This window comes from Paractinoplanes tereljensis (genome assembly GCF_016862435.1).
In the GTDB taxonomy this organism is placed as follows: Bacteria; Actinomycetota; Actinomycetes; order Mycobacteriales; family Micromonosporaceae; genus Actinoplanes; species Actinoplanes tereljensis.
This window is the reverse complement of the sequence record NZ_BOMY01000007.1, coordinates 36,626-61,811: the sequence shown is the minus strand read 5'-3', so window position 1 is coordinate 61,811 and position 25,186 is coordinate 36,626. Positions and strand designations below refer to the sequence as shown.

Sequence of the window (25,186 nt, the reverse complement as noted above, 5' to 3'; positions counted from 1 at the left end):
GATGTTGGCCATGCACGTGCTGCTCATGCCATTTCGGCGGGTCTACCGGGCGATCGTCTGGCTGGCCAACTCGCCACGCACCCTGATTCTTTCCTACGCGATGCTCATCGTCGTCTGCGCCGTCCTCTACCACTTCTTCGAGGAGGACGCCTCGGTTGGTGACGCGGTGTGGTGGGCCGTCGTCACCGCCTCTACCGTCGGTTACGGCGACATCTCCCCGGCGACGTGGGAGGGCCGGCTGCTGGCCGCGATCCTCATCTCGGTCATGGTGCTGCTGGTCATCCCGCTGATCACCGCGCACTTCGCCAGCAAGCTGATCGTGGACACCGACGCTTTCCGGCACGAGGAGCAGGAGGAGCTCAAGCACAACCTGCGCCGGGTGAAGGTGCTGCTGGAGGCGCTGGCCGAGCGGGAGGGCGTCATTTTGCCGGACAGCGCAAGCCCTCCTGCGGCACCGTCAGACCGATGAGGTAACCGTCGACCGCCTGCACGATGCACTTCGTGCTGGGGTAGGCCGTGTGGCCCTCGCCCTCCCAGGTGAGCACGTGCCCGACACCCAGCATGCTGGCCAGGTCGGCGGTGTTCTCGTAGGGCGTGGCCGGGTCGCCGGTGGTGCCGACCACGACGATCGGCGGGGCGCCGTTGGCCGTGCTCGCCGGGTAGGGGTCGCGCTCGCCGGGCCAGAACGTGCACGGCAGCATGCCGACCGCGAGGGCCGCCCCGAACAGCGGGTATTTCGTGCGCCACTCGCCCTGCAGCTTGCGGACCTCCTCGACGCTTGGCGCGTCCTTGGTGTCGGCGCAGTTGACCGCGAGGTTGGCGTCGAACAGGTTGCTGTAGCTGCCGTCCGGCTTTCGTTCCGCGTACTGATCGGCCAGGGTGAAGATGCCCTTGGCGTTGCCCTCCTTGAGGCCGGCCACCGCCTGCGCGAGCGTGGCCCAGCCCGACTCGGAGTAGAGCGAGGAGATCACCGCGACGAAGACCCAGCCCGAGGTCGCCTTGCGACCGTCCGAGTAGGCGACCGGGTTCTTCGCGGCGGCGGCCATCGCGTCGGTCACCGCCTTGCGCGCGTCCGGCGCGATCGGGCACTTCGCCGGGGTCGCCTTGCACCAGGCGGTGAAGTTGGTGAACGCCCGCTCGAAGCCCTTGGCCTGCGACTCGGAGCCCTGCACGTAGGTCTGCTTCGGGTCGACCGCGCCGTCCAGGACCATCGCCCGGATGCTTGTCGGGAACTGCTGGGCGTAGGTGGCGCCGAGCAGCGTGCCGTAGGACCAGCCCAGGTAGGTCAGCTTCGGGTCGCCGACCGCGGTCCGGATCGAGTCCATGTCCTTGGCGGCCTGATCGGTGGAGAAGGTGACCAGCTGGTCGCCGTACTTGGAGCCGCAGCTGTTGGCGATCTTCTTGTTCAGCGCGACCAGGCTGTCGAAGTCGGCCTGGCTGACCGGGTCAGGCGGTGCCGCGAAGCTGGCGTCCTGGTCGGTGCTGTCGATGCACTTGACCGGGTCGGAGCGGCCGACGCCGCGCGGGTCGAAGCCGATGATGTCGAACTTGTCGGTGATCTCGGTGGGCAGACCGCCGAGCGCCTCGCCGTAGGAGAGGTAGACCGCGGTGTCGACGCCGGAGCCGCCCGGGCCGCCCGGGTTGATCAGCAGCGAGCCGATCCGGTTCTTCTGCGTCGCGGACCGGATGCGGATCACCGAGATTCCGTAGGTCTCGCCGCCCTGCGGATCGTTCCAGTCGCGCGGGACGGAGACGTCGGCGCAGTCGTACTGCATGCCGGTGGCGCCCCGGCCGACCAGGTCGCGCGGAACGTCGTCGCAGGACCGCCAGTCGGTGCTCGTGCCCGGGGCCGCGGAGGTGCTCTTGGCGAACGGAGCGTCCTCGCCCGAGCCGTCCGGTGCGAACGTGGGCACGGTGCAGCCCGCGAGGGTGAGCACCATCGCGGCGAGGAATCCGACGACCAGACGGGAGCGACGCGGCACTGTTACGGCCTTTCGACGGCTGGACTTGCTGGAGTCGAGGCTAGCCGGTCCTCGATCAGCGACTGGTCAGGACCTCGGCCAGGTTGAACTGCACCGGCCGCTCCAGCTGTTCGTAGGTGCAGGTCTGCGGCTCCCGGTCGGGCCGCCAGCGCTCGAACTGGGCGGTGTGCCGGAACCGGACGCCTTCCATGTAGTCGTACCGCACCTCGACCACCCGCTCCGGCCGCAGCGGGGTGAACGAGAGGTCCTTGCCGTTGTTCCACCGGCTGTACTCGTTCTTGCGCGGGGTGCGCTCGCCCTGCATCTGCGCGGCCCAGTCCCAGGGGTGCCCCTCGAACGAGGTGACCAGCGGCTGGAGCTCGCGGAACAACTCCTCGCGCACCGCCATCGGGAACGCCCCGATCACTCCGACCGAGGCCAGCACGCCGCGCTCGTCGTAGAGCCCGAGCAGCAGCGACCCGATCCGGTCCTCGGCGGACTTGTGCACCCGGTAACCGGCCACCACGCAGTCGGCCGTCCGCTTGTGCTTGATCTTCGCCATCACCCGCTTGTCGGGCTGATAGGTGAGGTCGGCCGCCTTGGCTATCAACCCGTCCAGCCCGGCTCCCTCGAATTCCGCGAACCACCGCTGCGCGGTGGGAAGATCGTCGGTGGCCGGGGTGATGTGTACCGGCGGCTGCGCATCCTTCAGTACGTCTACCAGGCGTGCCCGGCGTTCTCCAAAAGGACGCTCGCTGAGGTCTTCGTCGCCGATCGCCAGCAGGTCGAACGCCACGAAGCTGGCCGGGGTCTGCTCACTCAGCAGCTTGACCCGGCTGGCGGCCGGGTGGATGCGCTGCTGCAGTGCCTCGAAGTCGAGAGTGTTGCGCTGGGTGTCGGCCACGATCACCTCGCCGTCGATCACCGCCCGCTCCGGGAAGTTGGCCAGCACGGCCGCGACGACCTCGGGGAAATATCGCGTCATCGGTTTCTCGTTGCGGCTGCCGATCTCGACCTCGGGGCCGTCCCGGAAGATGATCGACCGGAAGCCGTCCCACTTCGGCTCGTAGATCTGGCCGGGCGGAATCTCCGCCACGGGCTTGGCGAGCATCGGCTTGACCGGCGGGTTGATCGGCAGCTGCATGGCACCCAGTCTGCCGCTTCCGGGGTGATCCGGAAGCCCCTCGGTTTATTGGCCTTTACCTTCCCCCCAGGGGAAGGCCCAGACTCGTCCCCATGACCACCGCGACGCTCTCCATCGGTGAGTTCGCCCGCCGGGCCGGCCTCACGACGAAAGTCCTTCGTGCTTACGACGAGTCGGGTCTGCTGCGGCCGGCCTCGGTCGATCCGCTCAACAGCTATCGCCGCTACCACCCGGACCAGCTGGAGCGCGCCCGCCGCCTCAGCGTGCTCCGCCGGCTCGAGATGCCTCTCGCGATCGCCGCCGAGATCCTCGACGCGCCCGACGTGGAAGCGGTGCTCCGCCTCGACCGCTGGTGGGCCGCGGAAGAGGCGGCGATGCAGGCCAGGCGGGGGAGTTTCAGCTGGTTGCGTGGCCGGCTCGTCAACAGCGCGAGTTCCGTCGAGGCGAGCTACACGGTGCGGGTCCGCGACGTCCCGGCCTTCAAGATCGCTTCGATCCGCACCGCGGTCGATCAGAACGGCCTGGTCGAGGCCATTCGCGATCTGGAGTGGGCGATCCGCTCCCACCTGCACGGCTGGGTCGAGACCGAGTTCGCCGAGCACTGGGTGATCTTCCACGGCCCGGTCACGCCGGAGAGCGAGGCGACCATCGAGGTCTGCATCCCGTTCACCGGGGTGGTCGAACCGCTCGGCGAGATCACGATCCGGCTGGAGGCGGCGCACCGCGAGGCCTACGCGACGGTGGCCCGCGACGACTGCTTCTACCCGCGCATCATGCGGGCCTACCAGGCGGTCGACGACTACGTGAGCACGCAGGGGCTGCAACGCATCGGTCCCGAGCGCGAGATCTATCTGGACGAGTGGCACCGGATCGCCGGCACCGATCCGTTCGTGCACGTGGCGATACCCATCGAGGAGTGAACGACATGGACTACACCCGGCAGACCCGGTTCTCCAACCCCCGGCAGCACGCGGCGCTGTTCGATCCGCTGCCTGCCGACCCCGACGGCATCGGCGAGGTCGTGCGCAACCTCGTGGTGCACTATCGCGGTTCCGGCATCGACTTCCCACCCGATCGGCTCACCGAGATCGACAGCCGCTGGGTCGACCGCATGCTCGACGCCGACCGCGGCCGCTATGCCGCCCCGCTCGCCGAGCCGCGCCCGCAGTCGCAACGCATCGTCGGTTGCTGCCGCGATTTCACGCTGCTGACGGTGGCCGCCCTGCGGCACAAGGGCGTGCCGGCGCGCAGCCGAATCGGCTTCGCCGACTACTTCGACCCGCTGTTCCACCTCGACCACGTGATCACGGAGTATTGGGACGGCTCCCGCTGGATCGCCACCGACAGCCAGCTCGGCCTGCCCGACGTGCGACTGAGCACGGGTGGTCTGCGCCCGGCCGCCCAGGTGTGGGCGGCCTATCGTCGCGGCGAGATCGACGTGGACAAGTTCGGCGTCGGTCCCGAGCTGCCCGATGAGCTGAGGGGCGCCGCGTTCGTGCGTAACTACGTCATCTACGAGCTGGCCCACCGCCGCGGCGACGAGCTGCTGCTCTGGGATGTCTGGGGCGGCGTGAGCCTCCAGCTGGGCGACGACCTCGCGGTGATCGACGAGATAGCCGATCTGCTGCAGTCGGCCGACGCGGGCGACCGAGGCGCCGAGCGCAAGCTGGCCGACCTCTACGCCTCCGACCCGCGCCTGCGCCCGGGCGACCACATCACGTGCGCGACCCCCGACCGTGCACCGTCGCGGGTCGACCTGCGCCGTTCCACCTGACCACCGCCGGTGGCGGCCTCAGCGGACGAGGAGGGTCAGGAGGCGGTCGAGTTCGGTGGCCGGGTCGACGGCCAGGCCCATGTGCACCGGGCCGGCCCTCAGGATGGTACTGCGGGGGGCCACCAGCCAGCGGAAACGTTCGCCCTGCTTCATCGCGGCGGCCGCACCCGCGCCGGTGCAGGTGGCCTCCCACGCGGACAGGGCGGCCGCGATGGCCGGCACGTCGGCCTTCGGGTCGAGGGCGCGCAGGCGTTCCTCGTGCAGGTGGGTGCGGGCGGCCAGGAAGTCGAGGCGCTGGCTGTAAAGCACGACGCCCACGTTGATCAGTTCGCCGCGCTCGATGCGGGGAACGGCCTGGATGATGGCGTACTCGTAGGGGACTCTCACGGCAGCCACGCCTCCGGCTGCTCGGCCCGCCGGGTCAGGTGGTTGAGGTATGCGTCGCGGTCCCCGTCGTCGTCCAGCCACTCGTCGGGCACGAGGGCCAGCACCTCGGCGATCAGCTCTGGGGTAAGCCGGGCGGCCAGCGCCGGGCCCTCGGTCGCCAGCGCCGTGGCGTACGGCTTGAGCACGTGGTCGTCCCACTTGTAAGGGCGGTGCACCACGGCCTCGGCACGAGGCCAGTTGTGGTGGAAATAGAGGGTGGCGCCGTGGTCGATCAGCCACAGCGCGTTGTGCCACATCAGGAGGTTCGGGTTGCGCCAGCTGCGGTCCACGTTCTCCACGAAGGCGTCGAAGGCGATCACCTTCGACGCCAGTACCGGGTCGACCGGGTGTGCGACCGGGTCATACCCGAGAGACCCGGGCAGGAAGTCCATCCCCAGGTTGGCCCCGGCGCTGGCCTTGATCAGCTCCTGGACCTCCTCGTCGGGCTCGGCCCGCGCCACGATCGGGTCCAGATGCACCACGGCCAGCTCGGGGACGGGCAGGCCCAGCCGGCGGGCCAGCTCGCCGGAGATCACCTCGGCGACCAGCGCCTTCGGTCCCTGCCCGGCGCCGCGAAACTTCACGACATACGTCCCCAGGTCGTCGGCCTCGACGACGCCGGGCAGGGAACCACCCTCACGGAGCGGCGTGACATAGCGGAGGGCGGTTACCTGACGTAGCACGCCGCTCATTAGATCAGGCGGTGGCGGGACCCTGCCGCCGCAGCTCGTCGACCTTCGTCATGGCCTCACGCAGGTCGGTCAGCCACTCCTCGGTGTGCTGCCCGACCAGCTTCACGCACCAGGCCAGCGCCTCCGACCGGGAGCGGGCCACGCCGGCATCGACCAGCGTGTCCAGAATCTGCCGCTCGGGCTGGCGCAGCCGCGTCATCACGGGAGCAGAGAGATGGGTGAACAATTCATTGGTGTCGCCGCAGCGCACGCCCCAGGCGACCTTGCGCTGATAGCGGTGCTCGACCTGGCGAGCCACCCGGATCCGGTCCTCCCGGGTGTCCTCGCGGAACTGGTTGATCCGGCCGGCCTGGGCGGCCGCCCGGTCGGCATCGGTGGCGTCGGCGCCGAGGTCCGGCGCGGCCACGCGGGCCCAAATGATGATCTCGTCGCGATCGACCACGACCTCGGGCCGCTCGGTGAACCACCCGTCCGGGATAGCCCCGGTGACCCAGGCAGCGGCGTCGTCAGCAGCCGGGGGCTCGTTGCGGGCCCCCGGCGGAGCGGGACGGTAACGCATATCCAACCTCCCCATACGAACGTGATTACAGGATTACACCGTTACGGCGTTTACTGCCATCGCGTTCGCCGGAGGCTGAAGTCAGGTTCTGATCGCCGCGAGCTGGGTGGCCTGACCCACGAGGTTGCCTTTTGCATCCCAGACGAAGGCGATCTCGTCCATCCGGCTCGCGACGATCTCGGTGGCGTGCATGGCCACCCGCAGCGGGCCGGGCGACGGCAGTCGCCGCAGGTAAGCGGTGAGCGTGATGGTCGGCGCCCAGCCCGTCACGCCCAGAGTCAGCGAGATCGGCGGGGCCGGGTCGAGAGCGATCAACGTGCTCAGCGGGTCCCAGTCGGCGCCGTCGGCCAGGCGCAGCCAGGCGGCCATCCGCCCGGTGGTGGAGGGTTGCCCGATCGCGAAGCCCAGACCGGCCGGGTCGAGCCGGTGCTCGACCACGTCCATCAGGTGCACCGGGAACTGCGCGCCGGGCGGGTTCGACGGGAGCAGGAAGCATTCGTCCTCGTCCGGCATGTCGGGCAGGCTCGCCCCACTCCACCAGGCGTCCGACTCGTCCAGCGTCCCCTGGGTGACAAGCGCCTCAGCGCAGGGCACGCCATCCTGTTCGAGTCGGGCCCGGTACTGCGCCTGGCTGCGGCCGGCGCGGAGCAGCTCGACCGACGCGGTCACCCGGCCCGGCTTCGGCGGCCGCAGAAACGAGGTGGTGACCGCGACCAGGTGCGGGTGGTCGGTGTCGTCGGCGGCGACGGCCCGGCCGAGGACCGCCATCAGATAGCCGCCGTGCAGCTTGTCGCCGATCGCCCACTGCGGGTCGAGCTCGGCCTCATAGGTGCCGTTTCCGCCGCTCACGGCCGTCGCTTCCGCGAAGGTCCTCATTTTCACCTGCGGGCGATTTCGGAGTCGTGGCGCGCCATCTGGGCGTCGCGCAGCTCGGCGTGCATCTCCCACGGGGCCTGGGGCAGGACGTGGCCGGTTTCGAGCTTCGACTTCAGGTTGGCCATGACCGCGGGCCAGCCGGCCGAGATCGCGTGGAGCTCGTCGTCGCCGACCAGGTTCTCGTGGGTCACGGTCAGCCGCACGATGTCGTGGTAAGGCTCGACGGTGAAGGTCACGGTCGACGGGTCGGCCGCCTCCGGTGTTCCCGCGGCCGGGTCGCTCGGGTCCTCGAACGTGATGACCAGCCGGGTCGGCGGGGTGGACTCGAGCACCCGCCCCACGCAGTCGACGATTGCCGAGCCGTCGACGCGGCGGTGCTCCCAGCGCGAGCCGGGCTGCCAGTCGGAGATGTTGCTGTGCCCCCAGTACTCGGCGGTCAGGTCGGCGTCGGTGAGGGCGTGCCACACCCGCTCGGGGGTGCTCTCGATGTAGGTCACGTAGACGAAGCTCGGCTTCATGTCTGGCTCCTCCGCGTTCTGCTTGATGGCGGCCAGCGCGTTCAGCCGGGACTGATCGAACGGCGCGAGCCAGCGCTGCTGCATGTCGTGGATCGGGACCGGATTGAGGTAGTGCAGCTTCTCCCGGCCGTGACGCACCGTGCTGATCAGGCTGGCCTCTTCGAGAACGGCCAGATGCTGGGTGACCGACTGCCGGGCCATCTCCACCTGCCCGCAGAGCTGCCCGAGCGTCTGCCCGTCCGCTCTCCGCAGGCTGTCGAGCAGACGCCGACGGGTGGGGTCGGCGAGCGCTTTGAACACGGCGTCGCTCACCCGAGCATTATGCAGGTGTCAGACTGCATAACGTCAAGTGAAGGCTTTAGAGAACGAAGGCGTCCGTCCAGAGCTGGCGGGAGCGGCCGGACAGCACCTCCATCAGGCCTACCGCCTGGTTGTCGGTCAGGCCGGCGACGAAGTCGATCACGGCTCGGCCGCGGGCCTGGCCCAGGCGGTCCGGTGTGCCGTCGGGGAGTTCGGTGTCGGCCAGTTCGACCAGGTCGCGCAGCCGGCGGGGGATGCGCTCCTCCTCGTCGGGGTCCGTGAGCCAGGACAGCAGCGCCTCCACCAGCGACGCGAGCAGGCGGGCCTGGCCGCGCTGGTGCAGGGCCAGGTCGGGGCGGGCCAGGACGAAACGGTTCTGGACGAACTTGAGGACCTGGACCTCGTGCCACTGGGCGACCGAGAGCTGGACGTGACCGGAGCGGACGGCGGGCTGGCCGATCAGCTCGATCGACTCGACCAGGCGCCGGGTCCAGTTCGCCGAGAACGCCGCGACCTGGGCCTCCGCCTCCAGCGAACCGTCGAACGGGCGGGCCAGCAGGCCGTCGACCAGCTCGGCCCGCACCAGCTCGACGGCGGCCGTGAACGCGTCGTCGTTGGCCATCCAGCCGTCCTTGCGGTGCAGCTGGCGGCGCAGCGACTCGATCGCGCCGCCGGCCCGGGTCGGATCCGAATCGGGCCCCCAGCGCTGCCAGGCCATCAGCTCGGCGGCGACCGCGCCCTGCTGGAGGACGCCGACCCGGTGCACGTCCTCCAGGTCGTGGATGGCGTAGGCGATGTCGTCGGCGGTGTCCATCACCGATGCCTCGACGGTCTGCTGCCAGTCGGCCACCCGGCCGGCGAACGGCGCCCGGGCCGCGACCATGTCGTCGACCTCGGTGTTGTAAGCGCCGAACTTGAGCGAGCCGGCATCCGGATCCTCGGCGGTCGGCGCGGCGCCGCGCGGCGGGGGATCCATGTAACGGGCGGTGCCGTGCCTGGTCCACGGGTATTTGAGGATCGCGGCGCGGACGGCGTTGGTGAGGTTGAGGCCGATGGTGGCCTGGCCGCGGATCTCGGTGCTGGTGACGATCCGGTACGACTGGGCGTTGCCCTCGAAGCCGTCGGCGATGCCCAGCCGGTGGCGGGCGAGCTGGTCGAGGACGCGTTCGCCGAGGTGGCCGAAGGGCGGGTGGCCGAGGTCGTGGGCGAGGGCGGCGGCTTCGACGACGTCCGGGTCGAGTCCGCCCAGCTTCTCCGACAAATCAGATTTGTCGGCTTTTAGTAGTCGCTCCGCGATCGCCCGAGCCACCTGGGCGACCTTCAGGCTGTGCGTCATCCGGTTGTGCACGAGGAGGCCGGCGCCACCCGGGCTGATCACCTGGGTGACGCCGGCCAACCTGGCGAAGAAGGGGGAACTGACGATCCGGTCCCGGTCGACCCGGAACGGGCTGGCCGCGAGATCACCCGGCGCGACCAGGCTGTCTCCGAACAAACGTTGAGCCCGAGAATCGTCCATACCCCGCAACGCTACCGGGACTGCAGAGCGTCCAGCGCAACCGCCATCGCCGCGACGAGCCGGCGGTCCAGCTGCGGGTCGTGCAGCGTGACCACGTAACGGTCGCGCAGGCCCCACTTCTTGACCACCGAGAACGCCGGACGGTCGCCGATCAGGAACTCGAAGTGGTACGGCAGCCAGGACAGCGAGTCCACGAACCGACGCAGGATCGCAACGGTCAGGTTGCTCTCCCGGCCGATCATCTCGCCGTAACCGGGCTGCTCGAGGTGCCAGGTGGAGCGCAGCAGCGACTCCTTGAAGTTCTTCCGGAACAGTCCGATCGGCGCACCGCTCGCGTCGGTGACGTCGTAGGTGGCACCCAGATCGATCACCTGGCGGGCCTTGAAGCCCAGCACCGGGGTCGTCTTGGTGTCGTCGGAGTACAGGGTGACCTGCTCCTTGAACGCCATCCGCTTCTGCTGGGCGAAGGCGAGGATGCCGGCTTCCTGGCCGTCCGGAGTGACGGCGTGGATCTCATATTGGTTGACCATCAGCCGGATCCGCTGACGGACGATCAGCTGTTGCTGAGTTTGAAGAGTGTCGACAGTCACGGCCGCGCAGTCTAGATCCTTTCCGCCTTGGTGGCGGGGACGGCCTTCCGCCCGTCAAACTGGGGTGATGACTAAGCGGGGACGAACCGGTTCACTGATCGCTCTGGCGCTGGGCGCTGCCGCCGTGTGGGTGGCGAAGGACATCCCGCGGCAGATGGGCGCCAAGGCCAAGGGCGACCGGCTGGCCCGCGTCCTGGCTTCCCCGCAGTTCGCGGAGGGCAAGTTCCGTAACACGGTCCCCGCCAGCCCCCTCTCCGCCGCCAGCATGCCCCGGATGGCCGTCGCCGCGATGCGTGACCGCGAGGCCCGCCGCCCGCACCAGCCGATCCCGGTCGTCAAACCGGTCCCCGGTCTGGACGCCGAGGGCCTGCACGTCACCTGGTACGGGCATTCCTCGGCGCTCGTCGAGATCGAGGGCCGCCGGGTGCTGCTCGACCCGGTCTGGAGCGATCGCTGCTCGCCGTCCCAGCTGTCCGGACCGAAGCGGCTGCACGAGCCGCCGGTGGCGCTGCGCGACCTGCCGCCGATCGACGCCGTGCTGATCTCCCACGATCACTACGACCACCTCGACATGGACACCATCCAGAACCTGGTCGACCTGCAGGCCGCGCCGTTCCTGGTGCCGCTCGGCGTGGGCGCGCACCTGGAGCGCTGGGGCGTGCCCGCCACCCGCATCATCGAGCTTGACTGGAACGAGCACGCCAAGGTGGCCGGCATCGAGTTCGTCGCCACCGCCGCCCGGCACTTCTCCGGCCGGGGCTTCAGCCGCGACGAGACCCTCTGGACCAGCTGGGTGATCAACGGACCGACCCGCAAGGTCTTCTACTCCGGCGACACCGGATATTTCCCCGGCTTCGCCGAGGTCGGCGAGGAGCATGGTCCGTTCGACGTCACCCTGGTGCAGATCGGGGCGTACGGCGATCAGTGGCCGGACATCCACATGATCCCGGAGGACGGCGTGGCCACCCACGTCGACGTGCGTGGCGGCGTGATGATCCCGGTGCACTGGGCCACCTTCAACCTGGCCCTGCACGACTGGTCCGAGCCGGCCGACCGCGCCTGGGCCGAAGCCAAGGCTCGCGACGTCAAGCTGGCGATTCCGCGTCCCGGCGAGCGGGTCGACGTCGACAACCCGCCGCCGGTCGACGGCTGGTGGCAGCAGATCGCCTGACCTTCAGCGGGCCGCGTTGAAAGCGGCGGCGAACAGCGTGGCCAGAATGATCACCGAAGCCGAGATGAACTGGACCGTATGGGCCAGCGCGTCTCGGCGGGTGCTGCGGCCTGCCCGGCGGGCGTTGCGCACTGCGGTACTCGGGCGGTACGTCATGTCGAACCCCCTGAAGATGCGTAGTGGAAGGCCAGTCTGCAGCCTCACCAGCTCTCCGATCCAGGGGATTGACACGCAAATAAACCCATAAAAACCCCATTTCGGTACGGAGTTTTTGTCGCAAATCCGTCTTTTGTCGCGAGGATCTTCGAGTCTTCGGCCGTCACCGAACGGTCCCGCCTCTAGCGTCCGGGTTCATGCAGAAGATTGACGGCCGGGCGGCCTTGGCCGTTCTGACCGACCCCGCGTTCGTGGTCCCACCGGTCCCACCTGGCACCTTCGGCATCGCCTGGCTGCGTGCATCGGTCGGCCGCTTCGGCACCGGCCCCGATCACGACCGCCGCCGAGCCCTGGCCGTCGAGATCATCGACCGGATCCCGCCGGCCGCTCTGCAGCGAGCCGGCGACGAGCATCCGGTGGTGACGCTGGCCCGCGCGATGGGAATCACCGCCCCGGTGGTCGACCTGGTGCGGGAGATCGCCCAGGCCTACCGCCCCGGCACCGGCGACGATCCCCGGGCCGACGCCGCGGTCGAAAGCCTGATCGAGACCCTGTCCGGCACTCACGACGAGCAGACCGCGGCCCGCATCGGCGTCCTGGTCCAGGCCTGCGACGCCACCGCCGCGCTGATCGACCGCCTGCGCGACCGTTCGCCGGCTTCGGTCTTTCGTGACGATCCGCCGGTGGCCGCCACGAAGCGCCAGGCCACGGCCGCCACGGCGCTGCCCGGCGGCCATGCGGTGGAAGCCGGCGAGGAGGTGCTGGTCGCCCTTGCTGGCGACCTCGCTTTCGGCGCCGGCCCACGTCGCTGCCCCGGCCGCGCCCACGCCCTGGCCTTGGCCGGCCTAGCGCCGGAGTCAGGCGGCCTTGGGTGACTCGCGGGGGACGCAGACCTTGACTGCGCCGGGGCGTACCGAAGCGGTGAAGCTCTTGGTCTTGGTGCGGGCGCCGCCGTCGAGTTCGTATTCCATCTTGCTCTCGAGTTTGACGTCGATGCGCCGGGCCCGAGTCGTGCGCACGAACGGGGACCGGTCGGAGCGGCCCACCGCCATCGTGCCCAGCGCCCGTGCCCACTGCATGGCGCCCTGGGCGGTGGCGACGCCGACGTCGAGCCAGCCGTCGTCCGGCTTGGCGTCGTCGAACGCGCTGATGCCGCCGGTGATCGTGCCGACGTTGCCGATGAGCACGCAGCTGGCCTCGTCGTCGAACCACTTCACGCCGTCGACCAGGATGCGCGCGGTGGCGGCCTCGCCGTTGACGTGTCGCAGGCCGGTCCAGACGTAGGCGAGCTTGCCGAGGCGGTCCTTCATCTTCCGGTCCGCGTCGTGGATCATCGCGCCGTCGAAGCCGATGCCGGCCATCACGCCGAAGTGCTCGCCGCCCAGTTTGCCTAGGTCGATGCGGTGCCGCCGGCCGTGCAGGGCGATGTCGACCGCCTTCTCCAGGTCGGTGGGGATGCCCAGGTTGGTGGCGAGCAGGTTTCCGGTGCCGGCTGGGATGATCGCCACTGGGATCTTCGAGCCGCCCTTCTCCTGCGCCAGCACGTCGAGCGACCGCTGCACCATGCCGTCCCCACCCCAGACGACGAGCAGGTCCACTCCGGCCGCGACGGCCTTGCGAACCTCCTTGGGCGCCTTGCGGCTCTTCGGGACCTCGGCCCAGGTCAGCTTGTCGACGCCACCGTCGGTGATCCGGCGTCGCAGCTCGTCCAGTCCACCATCGAGCTTCTTGTGCTGGTGGGCGACCACGGCGATCGTTCGGGGGGTACGCATGGCCTTGCGCTACCCGATTTTCCCGACCGGTAATCAACCGCCGCCGATCGCGCTGGTCAGTTCACGTGTTCGCGCATCCGCTGTTCGGCGGCGGCGCTGCGGATAACCATCAGGCGCAGTTCCAATTCGTCGGAGACCATCGCCGCCAGATGTTCCAGGGCGCGGAGCTGGCGCGGGGACGCCTCGCGGGGGCGGCTGTCGATGACGTTGACGGTGCCCAACCGGTAGCCGTCGTGGGTGCGGATCGGCGCCGCCGCGTAGAAGCGCAGGCCCAGGTCGCCCCGGACCAGCGGGTGCTCGAGCGTGCGCGGGTCGACGGCGGCATCGTTGATCACGTAGACGTCGTCCTGCGCGATCACCGAGGCGCACAGGCCGGGCTCCCGGCCCACCTCCTGCACCCCGCCGAGGCCCTGGCAGGCGGCCAGCCACACCCGGTCCTGCTCGACCAGTGACACCGTCGCGATCGGAGTGTCGAAGATGGCTGCCGCCACGAACGCGATCCGGTCGTACGCGTCCTCCACCGGCTGATCGACCAGCCGGTAGCGCCGGACGGCCTCGAGTCGTGCCCGCTCCTCCGGGCCGACGTTGTCCAGGTATTCGTATGCGTTCGCCGACTCCGTCATGACTGCCTCTCGGAGGTGATCGCGGTCACATCGAGCCTATGGCGGTCCCGGCACATCGGGAACGCCTCTGGTGCTGAATTCGCGTCCGGCCGCCCACCCCGCACCCGAAAATCGCACACGGAGTGTGTCAGCACCGCCGTCGGCGACCCGCGATGATGTGGTCGTCGATCAACAAGGGGAGTCGGCGACTGGAGTGGAGGCGACGGCGAATGACGGTGTGGATCGCGCTGCTGCGGGCGGTCAATCTCGGCCGGCGTAACAAGGTGCCGATGGCCGCCCTGGTCGAGCGGCTCGCCGAGGCCGGCCTCCCAGGCGCTCGCACGCACCTGCAGAGCGGCAACGTCCTGCTTCGCACCGACCGGGAGATCGGCCCGATCATCGGCGAGGTGCTGCGCACCGACTTCGGCCTGAACGAACCCGTCATGGTTCGCAGTCACGCCCGCCTCCGCGAGATCCTCGCTGCCAACCCCTTCCCCGAGGCCGCCGCCGAGCGGCCCACCCTCGTCCGCGTCGTGTTCCTGGCCGAACACCCGGCAACCGAACGAGTGAAGCGCCTGGAGGAGCACGACGACGTCCGAGTGCTGGACCGCGAGGTCTACATCGATTACCGCACCGGAGTGCACGGGAACCCGCTGAACGCCGCCATGGTCTCCCGCCGGCTCGCCCTGCACGGCACCGAACGCAACTGGGCCACCCTCAGCAAACTCGCCGAGCTGGCCGAGACGATGTAGACGCCCGGGGGCGGGGCCCCGCCCCCGGGTTACGGCGGTCGAGCCTCCGTGCCGCCGGGCTCGGTGATGCGAGCGAACCTTGGTGAAGTGCCCTTCGGGATGGTCATGCCGAGGAGTCTGGGCCCTCACCTAGGGGGAAGGTAAAGGCCGAGTTTTCAGCGCCACCACCGGTCGTACGGGTGCGCGCCGGCGCGGAAACCGTGGGCCTCGGCCACCGCCACGGCCTCGGCGAAGCGGCGCCCGAGCAGGTCCGGCAAGTGCGCGTCGCTGCCGAAGGTCACCGCCTCCCCGCCCTCGTCGCGCCACCAGCGCACCAGCTCCGGCCGTGGTGGTCCCCAGGTGTTGATCTCCAGCACCCGCCCGCTGTCCGCCAGCGCGCGCAGCGCCGCACGAAACTCGTCCTCGAAGTCGGACACGTCGAACGGGTCGCCGTCGGCCGGCCAGAAGCGGACCGCGTAGTCGATGTGGGCGAGCACGCCGAAGACGTCGGAACCGGCGATCACCCGAGGCACCTCGGCCAGATAATCCCGGACCACGTCGGCGGCCGCGCGCCGCCGGAGGTGCGCCGGTGGTTCGGCGAAACCGGCATCCAGCGGCAGGCAGTGCAGCGAGCCCAGCACCCGCTCGAACCCGCCGGCGTCGAGCAGCGCCGCGACCGCGGCCGGGTGCCGATGTGGTTCGCCCACCTCGATGCCGGTGATGATGCGCAGGTCGGGGAAGCGGTGCCGGCACCGGTCGACGCACTCCAGGTAGCCCGCCACGTCCATGGGCGGCGGGGTGACGGTCAGCTCCGGCGTGCGCAGCGCCTTCAGGCGCGGCAGGTGATCGAGGTTCTCCTCGACCGCCGACCAGACGGTCCAGTCGGCGTGTTCGGTGAAGGCGACCGCCGGCAGGCCGATCTCAACCGCTCGCGCGCAGGTGCGTTCCATCGAGCCGTTCGGGGCGTCCCACGACCATTCGCTGTGTACGTGACCGTCGGCAGGCAGCATTCGCCGACGCTACCGTCAGCCGTGGTCCCGACCGTTCAACCGGCCGGGACGAACGGACGTACCTCTCCGTGCGCGCCCTTCCACCGTCGGCGCGCGGTGAGGAGACTGCCGTGGAGGTCCTGCTGGTCGAGGACGACGAGTCGATCGCCGAGCCGCTGATTGACGGGCTGGCCCGATACGGCATGGTCACTCGGCACGTGGCCACCGGTGCGGCCGCCCTGAGCGCTCCCGCCGGGGATTTCGTGCTGCTGGATCTGGGTCTGCCGGACATCGATGGCATCGACGTCTGTCGCCGCCTGCGCGAGGTCAGTGACGTGCCGATCATCATGCTCACCGCGCGGGGCGACGAGGCGGACCGGGTGCTCGGGCTGGAGATCGGCGCCGACGACTACATGGCGAAGCCGTTCAGCACCCGTGAGCTGGTCGCCCGGATGCGCGCGACGGTCCGTCGCGTCGTAGCCGGACCGGGCGCCGGCGATCCGCTCGGTCCGCTGCGGATCGATTCCCGGCTCCGCGAGGCGACCCTGCACGGCGCGCCGCTGGGGCTGACCGCCAAGGAGTACCAGCTACTGGCCCTGCTGGCCGAGGACCCGGGCGCCGTGGTCGACCGGCGGCGGATCCTCGAAACGGTGTGGGAGCCGAACTTCTTCGGCAGTGGCAAGACGCTGGACTTCCATGTCGCGGCCCTGCGGCGGAAGCTGGGCGATCCGCGCTGGATCGAAAACCGGCGCGGGATCGGTTTCCGGCTGATCATCCTGCCCGCGGACGCCGCATGACCCGGCGACTGCTGCTCACGTACCTCACGTTCGGCCTGCTCATCCTGGCCGCCCTGGAGATCCCGCTGGGCTGGATGCAGCAGCGCAACGAGCAGCAACACGCGCTCGAACAACTCGAGCACGATGCCGAGGTCCTGGCCGTCTTCGTCGACGCGGCGTTCAGCGACGGCGGGCAGGTCAATCTGCTCGCCGCCGAGACGGCCCAGCGCCTCGGCGGTGAGGTGGACGTCGTCGATGGCGCGGGCCGGACGCTGACCAGCACGCGGGCCACCGGGCCGCTGCCGGACGGTGCGGCCGACATCGGCGCGGTGCTGCACGGGCAGGGCCGCGTACGGGCGCGGATCACCGGCTCGGACAGCGGCGAGGTGATCGTGGTGACGGTGCCGGTGCACCCGGGTGTCATCGCGCAGGGCGCTATCCGGGTCAGCGTGCCGGCGGCGTCGCTGACCACCCGGATTCATCGCTTCTGGCTGCTGCTCGCCGCGGCCGGGGTCATCGTGCTGGCCGCCGCGGCGCTTACCGCGGTGGCACTGGCCCGCTGGATCAGCCGGCCGGTCCGAGCGCTGGAACGGGCCACCGGCCAGGCCGCCCAGGGCACCGCGCCCGGCTTCCTGCCGACCTCGACCGGGCCGCCGGAGCTGCGCCGGCTCGCGACGACGTTCGCGGCGACCGCACATCGGCTGCACACGCTGATCGCCACCCAGCGAGCGTTCATCGGTCATGCCTCGCACCAGCTCAAGACTCCGCTGGCGGCGCTTCGGCTGCGGCTGGAGAACCTCGAGCACGACGCCGCCGAGAGCCAGGGCCGCGATCTGCGGGCGGCCCTGGCCGAGACGGACCGGCTCACCCGGCTGGTCGACACGCTGCTGAAGATGGCTCGCTACGAGCAGGTCGAGCTGCGGCCCGAGCCGGCCGGGGTGGCGGACGTGGTGGCCATGCGCGTCCAGCACTGGCAGCCGGTCGCCGCGGCCGGTGCGGTCGAGCTGAAGGTCACCGGTGATCCGGACGCCCGGGTGCAGTCGCTGCCGGGTTCGGTCGAGCAGATTCTCGACAATCTGCTCTCCAACGCCGTCCGCGCGGCCCCGCCGGGCAGCACGGTCACCGTCAGCTGGCAGCCGGGGCCGGACGGCTGGGAACTGCACGTCACCGATCAGGGCGCCGGCCTGACGGCGGAGGAATGCGTCCGGGCGATGGATCCGTTCTGGCGGGCACCGAACGCACCCAAGGGCGGCACCGGGCTGGGTCTCGCCCTCGTTCGGCAGCTCGCGGAGGCGGCCGGCGGGCGGGCGGAACTCCGCTCGATGGCCGGCCCCGGCACCGACGCGGTCGTCTGCCTGCCCGCTGCCCTGTCCACCTGAATTCAGGCTTGAGCTTCCCCCCAGGGGAAGGCGCAGGATCTCCGGCATGACACCGCAACCGCGATCAGTTGACGACGTGGGCCGAGAGCAGACCGCTCCGGTGGCCGACCAGCAGCCAGGGTTCGTCGCCGTCCGGGCGCACCACCGCGAGCACCTCCGGGTGCTCCGGCATGCCGGCGACCGGCCCGTCATAACCCGCGGTGGCATAGCCGTGCCGGCTCACGTGCGAGCCCGGCGCACAGGTGAAGACCCGGCCGTCGGCGACCGCCGCGCTCTCCACGGTCTCGGCCGTCGGCTCCGACCAGCGGGCCACCACGCCCTCGCCGACCACAACCTCCTTGAGGCCGCCCTCGCCGGTCAGATAGGCACGCCCGTCCTGCAGCCACAGCCGCTCCGGACACTCACCCTGCGTCCACACCCATCGCGGCTCCGCGTTCGCGCCGACCAGGATCAGATCACCGCGATGACCGGCCAGCAGACGGGAGCCGTCCGGCAGATACTCGGCCGCCCGCACCGGGCCCCCGCCGGCGTCCCGCATCTCGCCACTCGCGGCATCAACCTCAACCGCACCGGCATTCGTGGCGATCAACAGGCGCGACCCGGCCTGGTCCGCCGCGAGGGTGTACGGCGGTGCGGGCAACCGGGTCTCCCATCGCAGCCGGCCGTCGCGGTCGAGGCGGAACACCCGGCCGTCCGCGGTCGCCCCGGCGACACCGCCCGGCAGCGGAGCCACCTGGCGGGTGGCCCCGAAACCGGTCGCGAGGTGCGCCTCCAGCGAGAGCGCCCGGGCGCGGTCCGGCCGCAGCACGACGACGGCGACCCCGGAGTCGGTGGCGACGTAGGAGACCGCCGGATCGTCGGCTGCACCACGAATGTCCCAGACGGTGCGCAGATCGGTCCGCAGGACGGCGCGGCCGCCCAGACCTGGCGCCGGCCGGCCGTCGTCGAGGGGGGTCGGCAGCCGAGCACCGTCGTCGAGGACGGCGGTGACCTCGCCGGTGCGAGCGTCCACGGTCGCCGTGCACAACCACGTCCCACGCACGAACTGCACCAGGTAGGACACCCGGCCGAACTCCCGGGCCACCCGCACCCCGGCGAGCCGGCCGCCACCTGCCTCTCGGAGCGCCAGGTCGACCGCCTGATCGGCGCCGACCTGTGCACCGGGTACATCCTGGCCGGCAACGGGCATCGTGTCCCAGGCCGATGTTTCGCGCATGTCCACCTCCGCGAGAGTCGCTACGGAGAAGTCCACGCGTTCCAGGCCCCGGGCGGATCCCCGCCAACCAGACCCTCTACCCGTCCTGCACGTTTCCTGTATCTGGTGCCACCCAACCGCGCAGCCGGCTTCGGCCCTGGGTCAGTGGTGGCCTTCGCCGGTTTCCTCGGCCCAGACACGCCAGTTGTCGATCTCGCCGTAGAGCGGCGGGGTCAGCCAGCCCGGCGCGGAACGCCGGAAGACCCCGGGGTCCATCCGGCCGGCGCCGTCGGGCAGGGCGCCGATCAGGTGCGGGACCATCTCGCTGAGGTTGGCCCAGTGGACCAGCTCGGGGTCGGCCGGCCAAGCGCCGATCACCACCCCGGCTGGTACGCCACGGCGGTTCAGCGCCTCCAGGGTGAGCGCGGTGTGGTTGAGCGTGCCCAGGCCGGCCCGGGCCACCACGATGGTCTTCACGCCCAGGGTGGTGGCCAGGTCGGCCAGCGTCCAGGACGCGCCGGAGGGCCGCACGCCCATCGGCACCAGCAGGCCGCCGGCCCCCTCGACCAGCACCAGGTCGTGCTTCTCGGCCTCGGTGCGAATGGCGTCGACGACCTCGTAAAGCTCCAGCGGTGGCATCGACGCGACGGTGGCGGCGGCGAGTGGGGCCATCGGCTCCGGGTACTCGGCGAGCACCCGGGTGGTCTCCGGTGCCGCCAGCCGGTTGATGACGTCGAGGTCGGTCGGCGCGCCGGTGGCGATGCCGGTCTGGCCGGGCTTGATGACGGCGACCCGCAGGCCGGAGGCCTGCGCGGCGGCCGCCACGGCCGCCGTGACGATGGTCTTGCCGACGTCGGTGTCGGTGCCGGTGACCAGCACGATTCCGCGCCACTCGCCGCTGTCGGCGTGGCGCGGCGCGGGCTGCGCCTCCGGCGTCTGTGCCGCCGGCTCATCGGCGATCTCCTCGCCGATCGCCTGCCCGCTGGGCAGATCATCGCCGTCGAGGCCGGGCCCGACCGGCGCCGGCGAGATGGGCACGCCGAGCGGTTCGGCCCCGGGCCCGTCCTGTACGCCGAGAGGCGCGGTCCCCGGTTCCGCGGGCGAAGGCGCGGGCCCGGGATCCTCGGGCGAAGGCGCGGGCGCCGTCGAGGGCGAGGGCGGCGGCTCGACCGGCGGAGCGGTCGCACCAAGGCTCCGGTCGGCAAGCGTGCTGCGCCAGCCATCGGCCAGCGCCTCGAGCGAACCATCGCCGCCGGGCGCGCCAAACGGCCCGTCGGTGGGCACCCCCGACCCGCCGTCAACCGGCGCGTCGAGCGCGGCGGGGTTGACCCGCGTGCCGAACGGGCGGTCGATGGGCGCGCCGAAGGGATCGTCGGCGGAGGTACCGGGCGGGCCGTCGATCGGGGCGCCGAGTGGGCCGTCGGTGGGTGGGTCCATGGGGGCGCCCAGCGGGCCGTCGAGGAAAGCGTCCGGGTCGGACCGGGCGGCCGGGATGGTGAGCGCCGCGACCGGCGGGGCGGCCGCCGCCGTGAAGTCGATGGTGGCGGTGGGGAACGGGAACGGCGGGAGGGTGAAGCCGGCCGGGCCGGGGGTGAAGACCGCGTTGGCCTGGGGCAGGCGGGTGATTACCGCGGTTACGTCGGGGGAGGTGGGGGACTGCTGGGGGGCCGTCACGGCGCGCACTCCACGATCACGTCCAGGGCATGGGCGAAGGCTTCGTCGGGGACGCCGGCGTTCAGGGTCAGGCGCAGGCGGGAGGAACCGTCGGGGGTGGACGGCGGGCGGAAACAGCCGACCGCCACGCCGCGGTCTCGGCAGTCGGCGGCCCAGGCGACCGCCGCCTCGGGGCCGGGGGCCAGCACCGACAGCACGGCCGCGGCCGGTCGGGCCACCGGGAAGCCGGCCTCGGTGAGGCGGGTCACCACCTGGTCGGCCCGGGTGGTGAGCACGGTGCGCCGGTCGTCGGCGTCGCGGGTCAGCTGCAGGGCCGCGTGGACGCCGGCGACCACGGCCGGCGGCAGGGCGGTGTCGTAGATGAAGGTGCGGCCGGTGTCGATCAGGTGCCGGATGAACGGCTCGGGGGCGGCGACCACGCCGCCGGCGCCGCCCAGTGACTTGGAGAGGGTCGCGGTGACGATCACGTCGGGTTGGCCGGCCAGGCCGGCGGCGGCCACGCCACCGGCACCACCGGGGCCGAGGATGCCGACCGCGTGGGCATCGTCGACGAGCAGGAGGGCGCCCCGGGACGACGTCACCTCGTGCAGGGTGGCCAGGTCGGCCAGGTCGCCGTCGACCGAGAACACCGACTCGGTGACCACCACGGCGGGCTGGCCGGGGTGGGCGTCGAGGATCGTGGCGACCGCGGTGGGGTCGTTGTGCGGGGCGACCACCGTGCGGCGGCCGGAGATCTTGCAGCCGTCGATGAGCGAGGCGTGGTTGTAGGCGTCCGAGACGATCAGGTCACAGACCGCGGTGGCACCCCGGACCGCGGCCAGGTTGGCCAGGTAACCCGAGGAGAAGACGAGGGCCGACGAGAAACCGAGGAAGGCGGCGACGTCAGCTTCGAGAAGGGAATGAGCGTCAGTGGACCCGCGGACCAGGCGGGAACCGGTTGCTCCCAACCCGTACGCCGCAAGGGCTGAGGCGGCGGCCGCGACCACCGAAGGGTGGGCGGACAGGCCGAGGTAGTCGTTGCCGGCCAGATCGACGACGAAGTCGTCGGCCGGACGCGGGCGCAACTGACGGGTGAGCCCGGCCTTGGCCCTGCTCCCGGAGAGGCGCTCCAGCGCTTCCAACCAGCCCGTCAAGGCACCCCCAACGATCACGAGAAGGGCAAACTATCACCCACCACCGACAGTCCTACCGGATGCGAAGGTCTGTAGGGTACGGGCATGTCAGAGATCCTCGATCGGGCCCGGGCTCAGGTGCTGTCGACCGGAAGGGGCCTCGACGAGGCGTCCATCCTCGAGGTCCTCCAAACACCCGACGAGGACCTGCCCGAGCTGCTGCAACTCGCCCATGACGTGCGGATGAAGTGGTGCGGGCCGGAGGTCGAGGTCGAGGGCATCGTCTCGCTGAAGACCGGCGGCTGCCCGGAGGACTGCCACTTCTGCTCGCAGTCGGGGCTGTTCGCCTCGCCGGTGCGGTCGATCTGGCTGGACATTCCGTCGCTGGTCGAGGCGGCCCGGCAGACCGCGGCCACCGGAGCCACCGAGTTCTGCATCGTGGCCGCCGTGCGCGGGCCCGACAAGCGGCTGATGGACCAGATGCGCGAGGGCGTCAAGGCGATCAAGGCGGCCGTCGACATCCAGGTCGCGGCCAGCCTCGGCATGCTCACCCAGGAGCAGGTTGACGAGCTGGTCGAGATGGGCGTGCACCGCTACAACCACAACCTGGAGACCTGCGAGTCCTTCTTCCCCAACGTGGTCACCACGCACACCTGGGATGAACGCTGGGGCACCCTGAAGATGGTGCGCGACTCCGGCATGGAGGTCTGCTGCGGCGGCATCCTCGGCCTCGGCGAGACGATCGAGCAGCGGGCCGAGTTCGCGGCCCAGCTGGCCGAGCTGGACCCGCACGAGGTTCCGATGAACTTCCTCAACCCGCGCCCGGGCACGCCGCTCGGTGACCAGCCGGTGGTGGAGGGCAAGGACGCGCTGCGCGCGATCGCCGCTTTCCGGCTGGCGATGCCCAAGACGATTTTGCGGTACGCGGGTGGGCGCGAGATCACCCTGGGCGATCTGGGCACGCGGGACGGCCTGCTCGGTGGCATCAACGCGGTGATCGTCGGCAACTACCTGACCACGCTGGGCCGCCCCGCGACCGACGACCTGGCCCTGCTCGAAGACCTGAAGATGCCGGTCAAGGCGTTGTCGGCGACGCTGTGACGACGTTCTGCGACCGCTGCGGCGAGCAGGCCGCCGAGGGTGATCACACGGCCTGCGCGTCGGCGCGGGAGCTGGAGCCCCCGCGCTTCTGCCCGCAGTGCCGACGCCGGATGAAGGTGCAGGTCGTGCCGACCGGCTGGACCGCCACCTGCGTCGAGCACGGCACCCGCTCGTCCTAGGAGAGCGCCGGCGTCTCGTCGCCGACCGATTCGCGGCCGGGGACGGCCAGCGTCACGCTGACCATCGAGCCGTCCCGGTCGGCCGGGCCGGCACCCAGCCGCTTCAGGGTGCGCAGCATCGCCACGTTGTCGGCGGCGGTGTGCGCCACCAGGGCCGCGAAGCGGCCTCGCGCGGCGTACGCCAGCAGGCGCCGGAGCAGCGCCGTGCCGATGCCGCGTCGCTGCCAGCAGTCCTCCACCAGGATCGCGATTTCGCCGAGGTCCCCCTCGGCGAGCAGGCTCGCCATCGCCACCACCCGGTCGCCGGAGGTCACCACCAGGGTGCGGCCGCCGGCCGGCTCGAGCAGTCGCGCCAACCGGGCCTCGGCCGGCGCGCCACCGCCCAGGTAACGGCTGGCCAGGGTGGCCGCCGAGGCGCGGGCGTGCAGTTCGCGGACGGCTTCGGTGTCTTCCGCGGCCGCGGGCCGCACGGTCAGCTCAGCACCGTCCGGCAGCAGCAGCGTGGTCTGTTCCTGGTGCCGGCGCAGCATCGTGCCGGACAGCTCGACCAGGGCCTGAGCCCGGGCGAACTCGGCGGGCGTGAACGCCGGCCGGCTGCGCAGCACCTCGTAGGAGCCGCCGGCCGGATCGGCCAGCGTCATCCGCGCGTCGTCGTAGCCGGGGCGCCCGGTCAGCGGCTCGGGCCGCCAGCGGACCTCGGCCGCGTCGAGCAGGGCGACAAGCGCCTCACCCAACCCGTCCTGGTCATGGACCAGCCGGCCGGCCAGGACGAGTGCCCGGGTCGGTTGATCGGCCAGGCCCTCGGCCTCGGCGCGCGCCACGAACGCGTCCCGGCCGCGGCCCCGGGCGATCGCCCCGAGCAGGTCGGCCTCGGTCAGTGCGTCGGGCGCGTCGACGAGGAAATCGTCGACCGCGCCCGCCTCGGTGGTGTGCACCTGGACGGCAAGAATGTTCACCGACCGCAGAGCCAGGCTCGCGGTCAGAACGGACAGGTAACCCGGTCGGTCGTCGACCGTTGCACGGATCCGCCACAGCGCCATTTTCGGCACTCCTTCCGGCTCTTCCCTGCCTTCAATTCTGCCGCCCAGGTGTTAACCGGACATTGCTTGAGCTGGGCTTTCTCGGAGAGACCGGTCACATGACGGCGGGCACACCGGCGGTGTCCAGCCGGTCGCCGAGGATCACCGCGGCGGCCCGGACGAGCTGCGCCACCCGGTCGACCTCGGTGATGTGGAAACCGGCCGCCGGCAGGTCGTCGTCGTCCGAGCGGGCGACCACGAGCACCAGTCCGGCCCGGCCGAACGGAGCCACCGCGTAGCGGGTGCCCTCGGGGGCGGTGATCGGGCGGGCCCGGAGCGGGGTGATCTCGGGAAGCTGTAGCGGGGCGGGGGCACGCCAGCTGGCGTAGACCACCGTCGCGTCGTCGCCCAGGCCCAGCATCGGCTCGGTCGGCAACGGGCGGGGCGCGCCGGACCGGGCGGCCCAGTCGGCCGGCACCACGGCGGCCGCGGCCCAGTCGGCGGCGAGCAAGCCGGGGACCGCGTCGACCAGGGTGGCGAGGCCGTCGGCCGGGTTGGCCGCGACCTGGGCCAGCAACTCGGCGTCGTGGCCGCCGTTGACCGGAGCGCCTATCGCCTTCCACACGCCGTCGACCTGCACTCCGGGGATGGCGGCGAGACCGGCCAGAAGCCGCTCCACGCGGGACGCGCCCGGCCAGACGACGGTGAAGTCGTCAACGGCCCGGCCGCCGAGTCGTTCCAGGACGACGACCTGGACGATGTCGGCTCCGGCAACGCCGAGCGTGCGGGCCACCTGGCCGAGGGCACCTGGACGGTCCGGCAGGGTGACTCGAACCCGCAGCAACATCTAGCTCCTCCCGTCGGGTCGACGGCTCGGTGACGCCGTCTCCGTGGTGTTCAGCCTGCCAAATCGCCGTTTCGACCCGGTTGCCGAGCCGTGTCTCCGGAGTCAAGGTTCCGGGGAACCCCCGAAT

General features: G+C 71.0%; 27 protein-coding genes and 1 pseudogene. 10 read left to right on the top strand and 18 right to left on the bottom strand.

All coding sequences use genetic code 11. The features are described from left to right. The first annotated feature begins 10 nt into the window (after positions 1–10). Positions 11–469, top strand: coding sequence for a potassium channel family protein (locus Ate02nite_RS05330; RefSeq protein ID WP_203799727.1), 459 nt, complete (start codon positions 11–13; stop codon positions 467–469). Here the strand turns inward: Ate02nite_RS05330 and Ate02nite_RS05325 are convergent. Then, positions 420–1,940 carry an alpha/beta hydrolase gene (locus Ate02nite_RS05325; protein WP_203799958.1) on the bottom strand — a complete coding sequence of 507 codons (1,521 nt, stop codon included), beginning with the start codon at positions 1,938–1,940 and terminating at the stop codon, positions 420–422. The two genes, Ate02nite_RS05330 and Ate02nite_RS05325, sit on opposite strands and share 50 nt — an antisense overlap. 97 nt (positions 1,941–2,037) lie before the next feature. Continuing rightward, positions 2,038–3,105, bottom strand: coding sequence for an ATP-dependent DNA ligase (locus Ate02nite_RS05320; RefSeq protein ID WP_203799724.1), 1,068 nt, complete (start codon positions 3,103–3,105; stop codon positions 2,038–2,040). A 92-nt stretch (positions 3,106–3,197) separates the two neighbouring features. Between Ate02nite_RS05320 and Ate02nite_RS05315 the strand changes: the two genes are divergently transcribed. Together Ate02nite_RS05315 and Ate02nite_RS05310 are read left to right on the top strand one after the other, a co-directional pair. Further along, positions 3,198–4,025: a MerR family transcriptional regulator gene (locus Ate02nite_RS05315; RefSeq protein ID WP_203799710.1), complete on the top strand. Its 828-nt coding sequence runs from the start codon at positions 3,198–3,200 to the stop codon at positions 4,023–4,025. Positions 4,026–4,030: 5 nt separating this feature from the next. Next, complete coding sequence (locus Ate02nite_RS05310; protein ID WP_203799707.1) at positions 4,031–4,879, top strand: transglutaminase-like domain-containing protein; 849 nt, start codon at positions 4,031–4,033, stop codon at positions 4,877–4,879. Between the two features lie 18 nt (positions 4,880–4,897). Here the strand turns inward: Ate02nite_RS05310 and Ate02nite_RS05305 are convergent, their stop codons facing one another. From Ate02nite_RS05305 to Ate02nite_RS05275, 7 genes are all read right to left on the bottom strand, one after another. Then, positions 4,898–5,266 carry a DUF3037 domain-containing protein gene (locus tag Ate02nite_RS05305; RefSeq protein ID WP_203799704.1) on the bottom strand — a complete coding sequence of 123 codons (369 nt, stop codon included), beginning with the start codon at positions 5,264–5,266 and terminating at the stop codon, positions 4,898–4,900. Beyond that, entirely contained in the window at positions 5,263–5,997 is a 735-nt protein-coding gene (locus Ate02nite_RS05300) for a HipA family kinase (protein WP_239147134.1), read from the bottom strand. Before Ate02nite_RS05300 ends, Ate02nite_RS05305 begins: the two co-directional genes overlap by 4 nt. A gap of 4 nt (positions 5,998–6,001) precedes the next feature. Then, positions 6,002–6,556, bottom strand: coding sequence for an ATP-binding transcription factor AbmR (abmR, locus tag Ate02nite_RS05295; protein WP_203799685.1), 555 nt, complete (start codon positions 6,554–6,556; stop codon positions 6,002–6,004). 81 nt (positions 6,557–6,637) lie between these two features. Then, positions 6,638–7,432, bottom strand: coding sequence for a thioesterase family protein (locus Ate02nite_RS05290; RefSeq protein ID WP_203799682.1), 795 nt, complete (start codon positions 7,430–7,432; stop codon positions 6,638–6,640). Positions 7,433–7,434: 2 nt separating this feature from the next. Then, entirely contained in the window at positions 7,435–8,262 is an 828-nt protein-coding gene (locus tag Ate02nite_RS05285; RefSeq protein WP_239147133.1) for an ArsR/SmtB family transcription factor, read from the bottom strand. Between the two features lie 46 nt (positions 8,263–8,308). Further along, positions 8,309–9,766 (bottom strand): deoxyguanosinetriphosphate triphosphohydrolase family protein, encoded by a 1,458-nt coding sequence (locus Ate02nite_RS05280; protein ID WP_203799679.1) that lies wholly within the window; start codon positions 9,764–9,766, stop codon positions 8,309–8,311. 11 nt (positions 9,767–9,777) lie between these two features. Continuing rightward, positions 9,778–10,356, bottom strand: coding sequence for an LURP-one-related family protein (locus tag Ate02nite_RS05275; RefSeq protein WP_203799666.1), 579 nt, complete (start codon positions 10,354–10,356; stop codon positions 9,778–9,780). 67 nt (positions 10,357–10,423) lie between these two features. On the opposite strand from Ate02nite_RS05275, the gene Ate02nite_RS05270 reads away from it, so the two are divergent. Next, positions 10,424–11,527: an MBL fold metallo-hydrolase gene (locus Ate02nite_RS05270; RefSeq protein WP_203799664.1), complete on the top strand. Its 1,104-nt coding sequence runs from the start codon at positions 10,424–10,426 to the stop codon at positions 11,525–11,527. Positions 11,528–11,530: 3 nt separating this feature from the next. On the opposite strand, the gene Ate02nite_RS05265 is transcribed toward Ate02nite_RS05270, so the two are convergent. After that, positions 11,531–11,683, bottom strand: coding sequence for a hypothetical protein (locus Ate02nite_RS05265; protein WP_203799662.1), 153 nt, complete (start codon positions 11,681–11,683; stop codon positions 11,531–11,533). A 197-nt stretch (positions 11,684–11,880) separates the two neighbouring features. On the opposite strand from Ate02nite_RS05265, the gene Ate02nite_RS05260 reads away from it, so the two are divergent. Beyond that, positions 11,881–12,558, top strand: coding sequence for a cytochrome P450 family protein (locus Ate02nite_RS05260; RefSeq protein WP_203799652.1), 678 nt, complete (start codon positions 11,881–11,883; stop codon positions 12,556–12,558). Here Ate02nite_RS05260 and Ate02nite_RS05255 read toward each other — a convergent pair. Then, positions 12,541–13,455 (bottom strand): diacylglycerol/lipid kinase family protein, encoded by a 915-nt coding sequence (locus Ate02nite_RS05255; protein ID WP_203799650.1) that lies wholly within the window; start codon positions 13,453–13,455, stop codon positions 12,541–12,543. The two genes, Ate02nite_RS05260 and Ate02nite_RS05255, sit on opposite strands and share 18 nt — an antisense overlap. Before the next feature lie 56 nt (positions 13,456–13,511). Then, positions 13,512–14,078 carry a GAF domain-containing protein gene (locus Ate02nite_RS05250; RefSeq protein WP_203799648.1) on the bottom strand — a complete coding sequence of 189 codons (567 nt, stop codon included), beginning with the start codon at positions 14,076–14,078 and terminating at the stop codon, positions 13,512–13,514. Between the two features lie 209 nt (positions 14,079–14,287). Here Ate02nite_RS05250 and Ate02nite_RS05245 point away from each other — a divergent pair, with 209 nt between their 5' ends. Further along, positions 14,288–14,809, top strand: a complete 522-nt coding sequence (locus tag Ate02nite_RS05245; RefSeq protein WP_203799646.1) for a DUF1697 domain-containing protein — start codon at positions 14,288–14,290, stop codon at positions 14,807–14,809. 155 nt (positions 14,810–14,964) lie between these two features. On the opposite strand, the gene Ate02nite_RS05240 is transcribed toward Ate02nite_RS05245, so the two are convergent. Beyond that, a complete protein-coding gene (locus tag Ate02nite_RS05240) occupies positions 14,965–15,798 on the bottom strand; it encodes a PHP domain-containing protein (protein WP_203799643.1) in 834 nt (277 codons plus the stop codon). Between the two features lie 110 nt (positions 15,799–15,908). On the opposite strand from Ate02nite_RS05240, the gene Ate02nite_RS05235 reads away from it, so the two are divergent. Both Ate02nite_RS05235 and Ate02nite_RS05230 read left to right on the top strand, forming a co-directional pair. Next, positions 15,909–16,574 carry a response regulator transcription factor gene (locus Ate02nite_RS05235; protein ID WP_203799640.1) on the top strand — a complete coding sequence of 222 codons (666 nt, stop codon included), beginning with the start codon at positions 15,909–15,911 and terminating at the stop codon, positions 16,572–16,574. Then, the gene (locus Ate02nite_RS05230) at positions 16,571–17,932 is read left to right on the top strand and encodes a sensor histidine kinase (RefSeq protein ID WP_203799638.1); all 1,362 of its coding nucleotides are present in this window, start codon (positions 16,571–16,573) and stop codon (positions 17,930–17,932) included. The genes Ate02nite_RS05235 and Ate02nite_RS05230 overlap by 4 nt, the downstream gene beginning before the upstream one ends. Positions 17,933–17,996: 64 nt before the next feature. Here Ate02nite_RS05230 and Ate02nite_RS05225 read toward each other — a convergent pair whose 3' ends face one another. The 3 genes from Ate02nite_RS05225 to Ate02nite_RS05215 form a co-directional block, all read right to left on the bottom strand. After that, entirely contained in the window at positions 17,997–19,148 is a 1,152-nt protein-coding gene (locus Ate02nite_RS05225) for a PepSY domain-containing protein (protein ID WP_203799635.1), read from the bottom strand. Positions 19,149–19,289: 141 nt separating this feature from the next. Further along, positions 19,290–20,009, bottom strand: coding sequence for a dethiobiotin synthase (gene bioD / locus Ate02nite_RS05220; RefSeq protein WP_239147147.1), 720 nt, complete (start codon positions 20,007–20,009; stop codon positions 19,290–19,292). A gap of 788 nt (positions 20,010–20,797) precedes the next feature. Beyond that, positions 20,798–21,934, bottom strand: a complete 1,137-nt coding sequence (locus tag Ate02nite_RS05215; protein ID WP_203799632.1) for an 8-amino-7-oxononanoate synthase — start codon at positions 21,932–21,934, stop codon at positions 20,798–20,800. A gap of 84 nt (positions 21,935–22,018) precedes the next feature. On the opposite strand from Ate02nite_RS05215, the gene bioB reads away from it, so the two are divergent. Both bioB and bsaP read left to right on the top strand, forming a co-directional pair. Then, positions 22,019–23,014, top strand: coding sequence for a biotin synthase BioB (bioB, locus tag Ate02nite_RS05210; RefSeq protein WP_203799630.1), 996 nt, complete (start codon positions 22,019–22,021; stop codon positions 23,012–23,014). 2 nt (positions 23,015–23,016) lie between these two features. Next, positions 23,017–23,193, top strand: a pseudogene (bsaP, locus tag Ate02nite_RS05205) (biotin synthase auxiliary protein BsaP); the annotation flags it as partial. On the opposite strand, the gene Ate02nite_RS05200 reads toward bsaP, so the two are convergent. Continuing rightward, positions 23,190–24,233, bottom strand: coding sequence for a GNAT family N-acetyltransferase (locus Ate02nite_RS05200; protein ID WP_203799624.1), 1,044 nt, complete (start codon positions 24,231–24,233; stop codon positions 23,190–23,192). The pseudogene bsaP and the gene Ate02nite_RS05200 overlap by 4 nt on opposite strands. Before the next feature lie 94 nt (positions 24,234–24,327). Then, positions 24,328–25,059, bottom strand: a complete 732-nt coding sequence (locus Ate02nite_RS05195) for an ACT domain-containing protein (RefSeq protein ID WP_203799622.1) — start codon at positions 25,057–25,059, stop codon at positions 24,328–24,330. Positions 25,060–25,186: the final 127 nt, after the last annotated feature.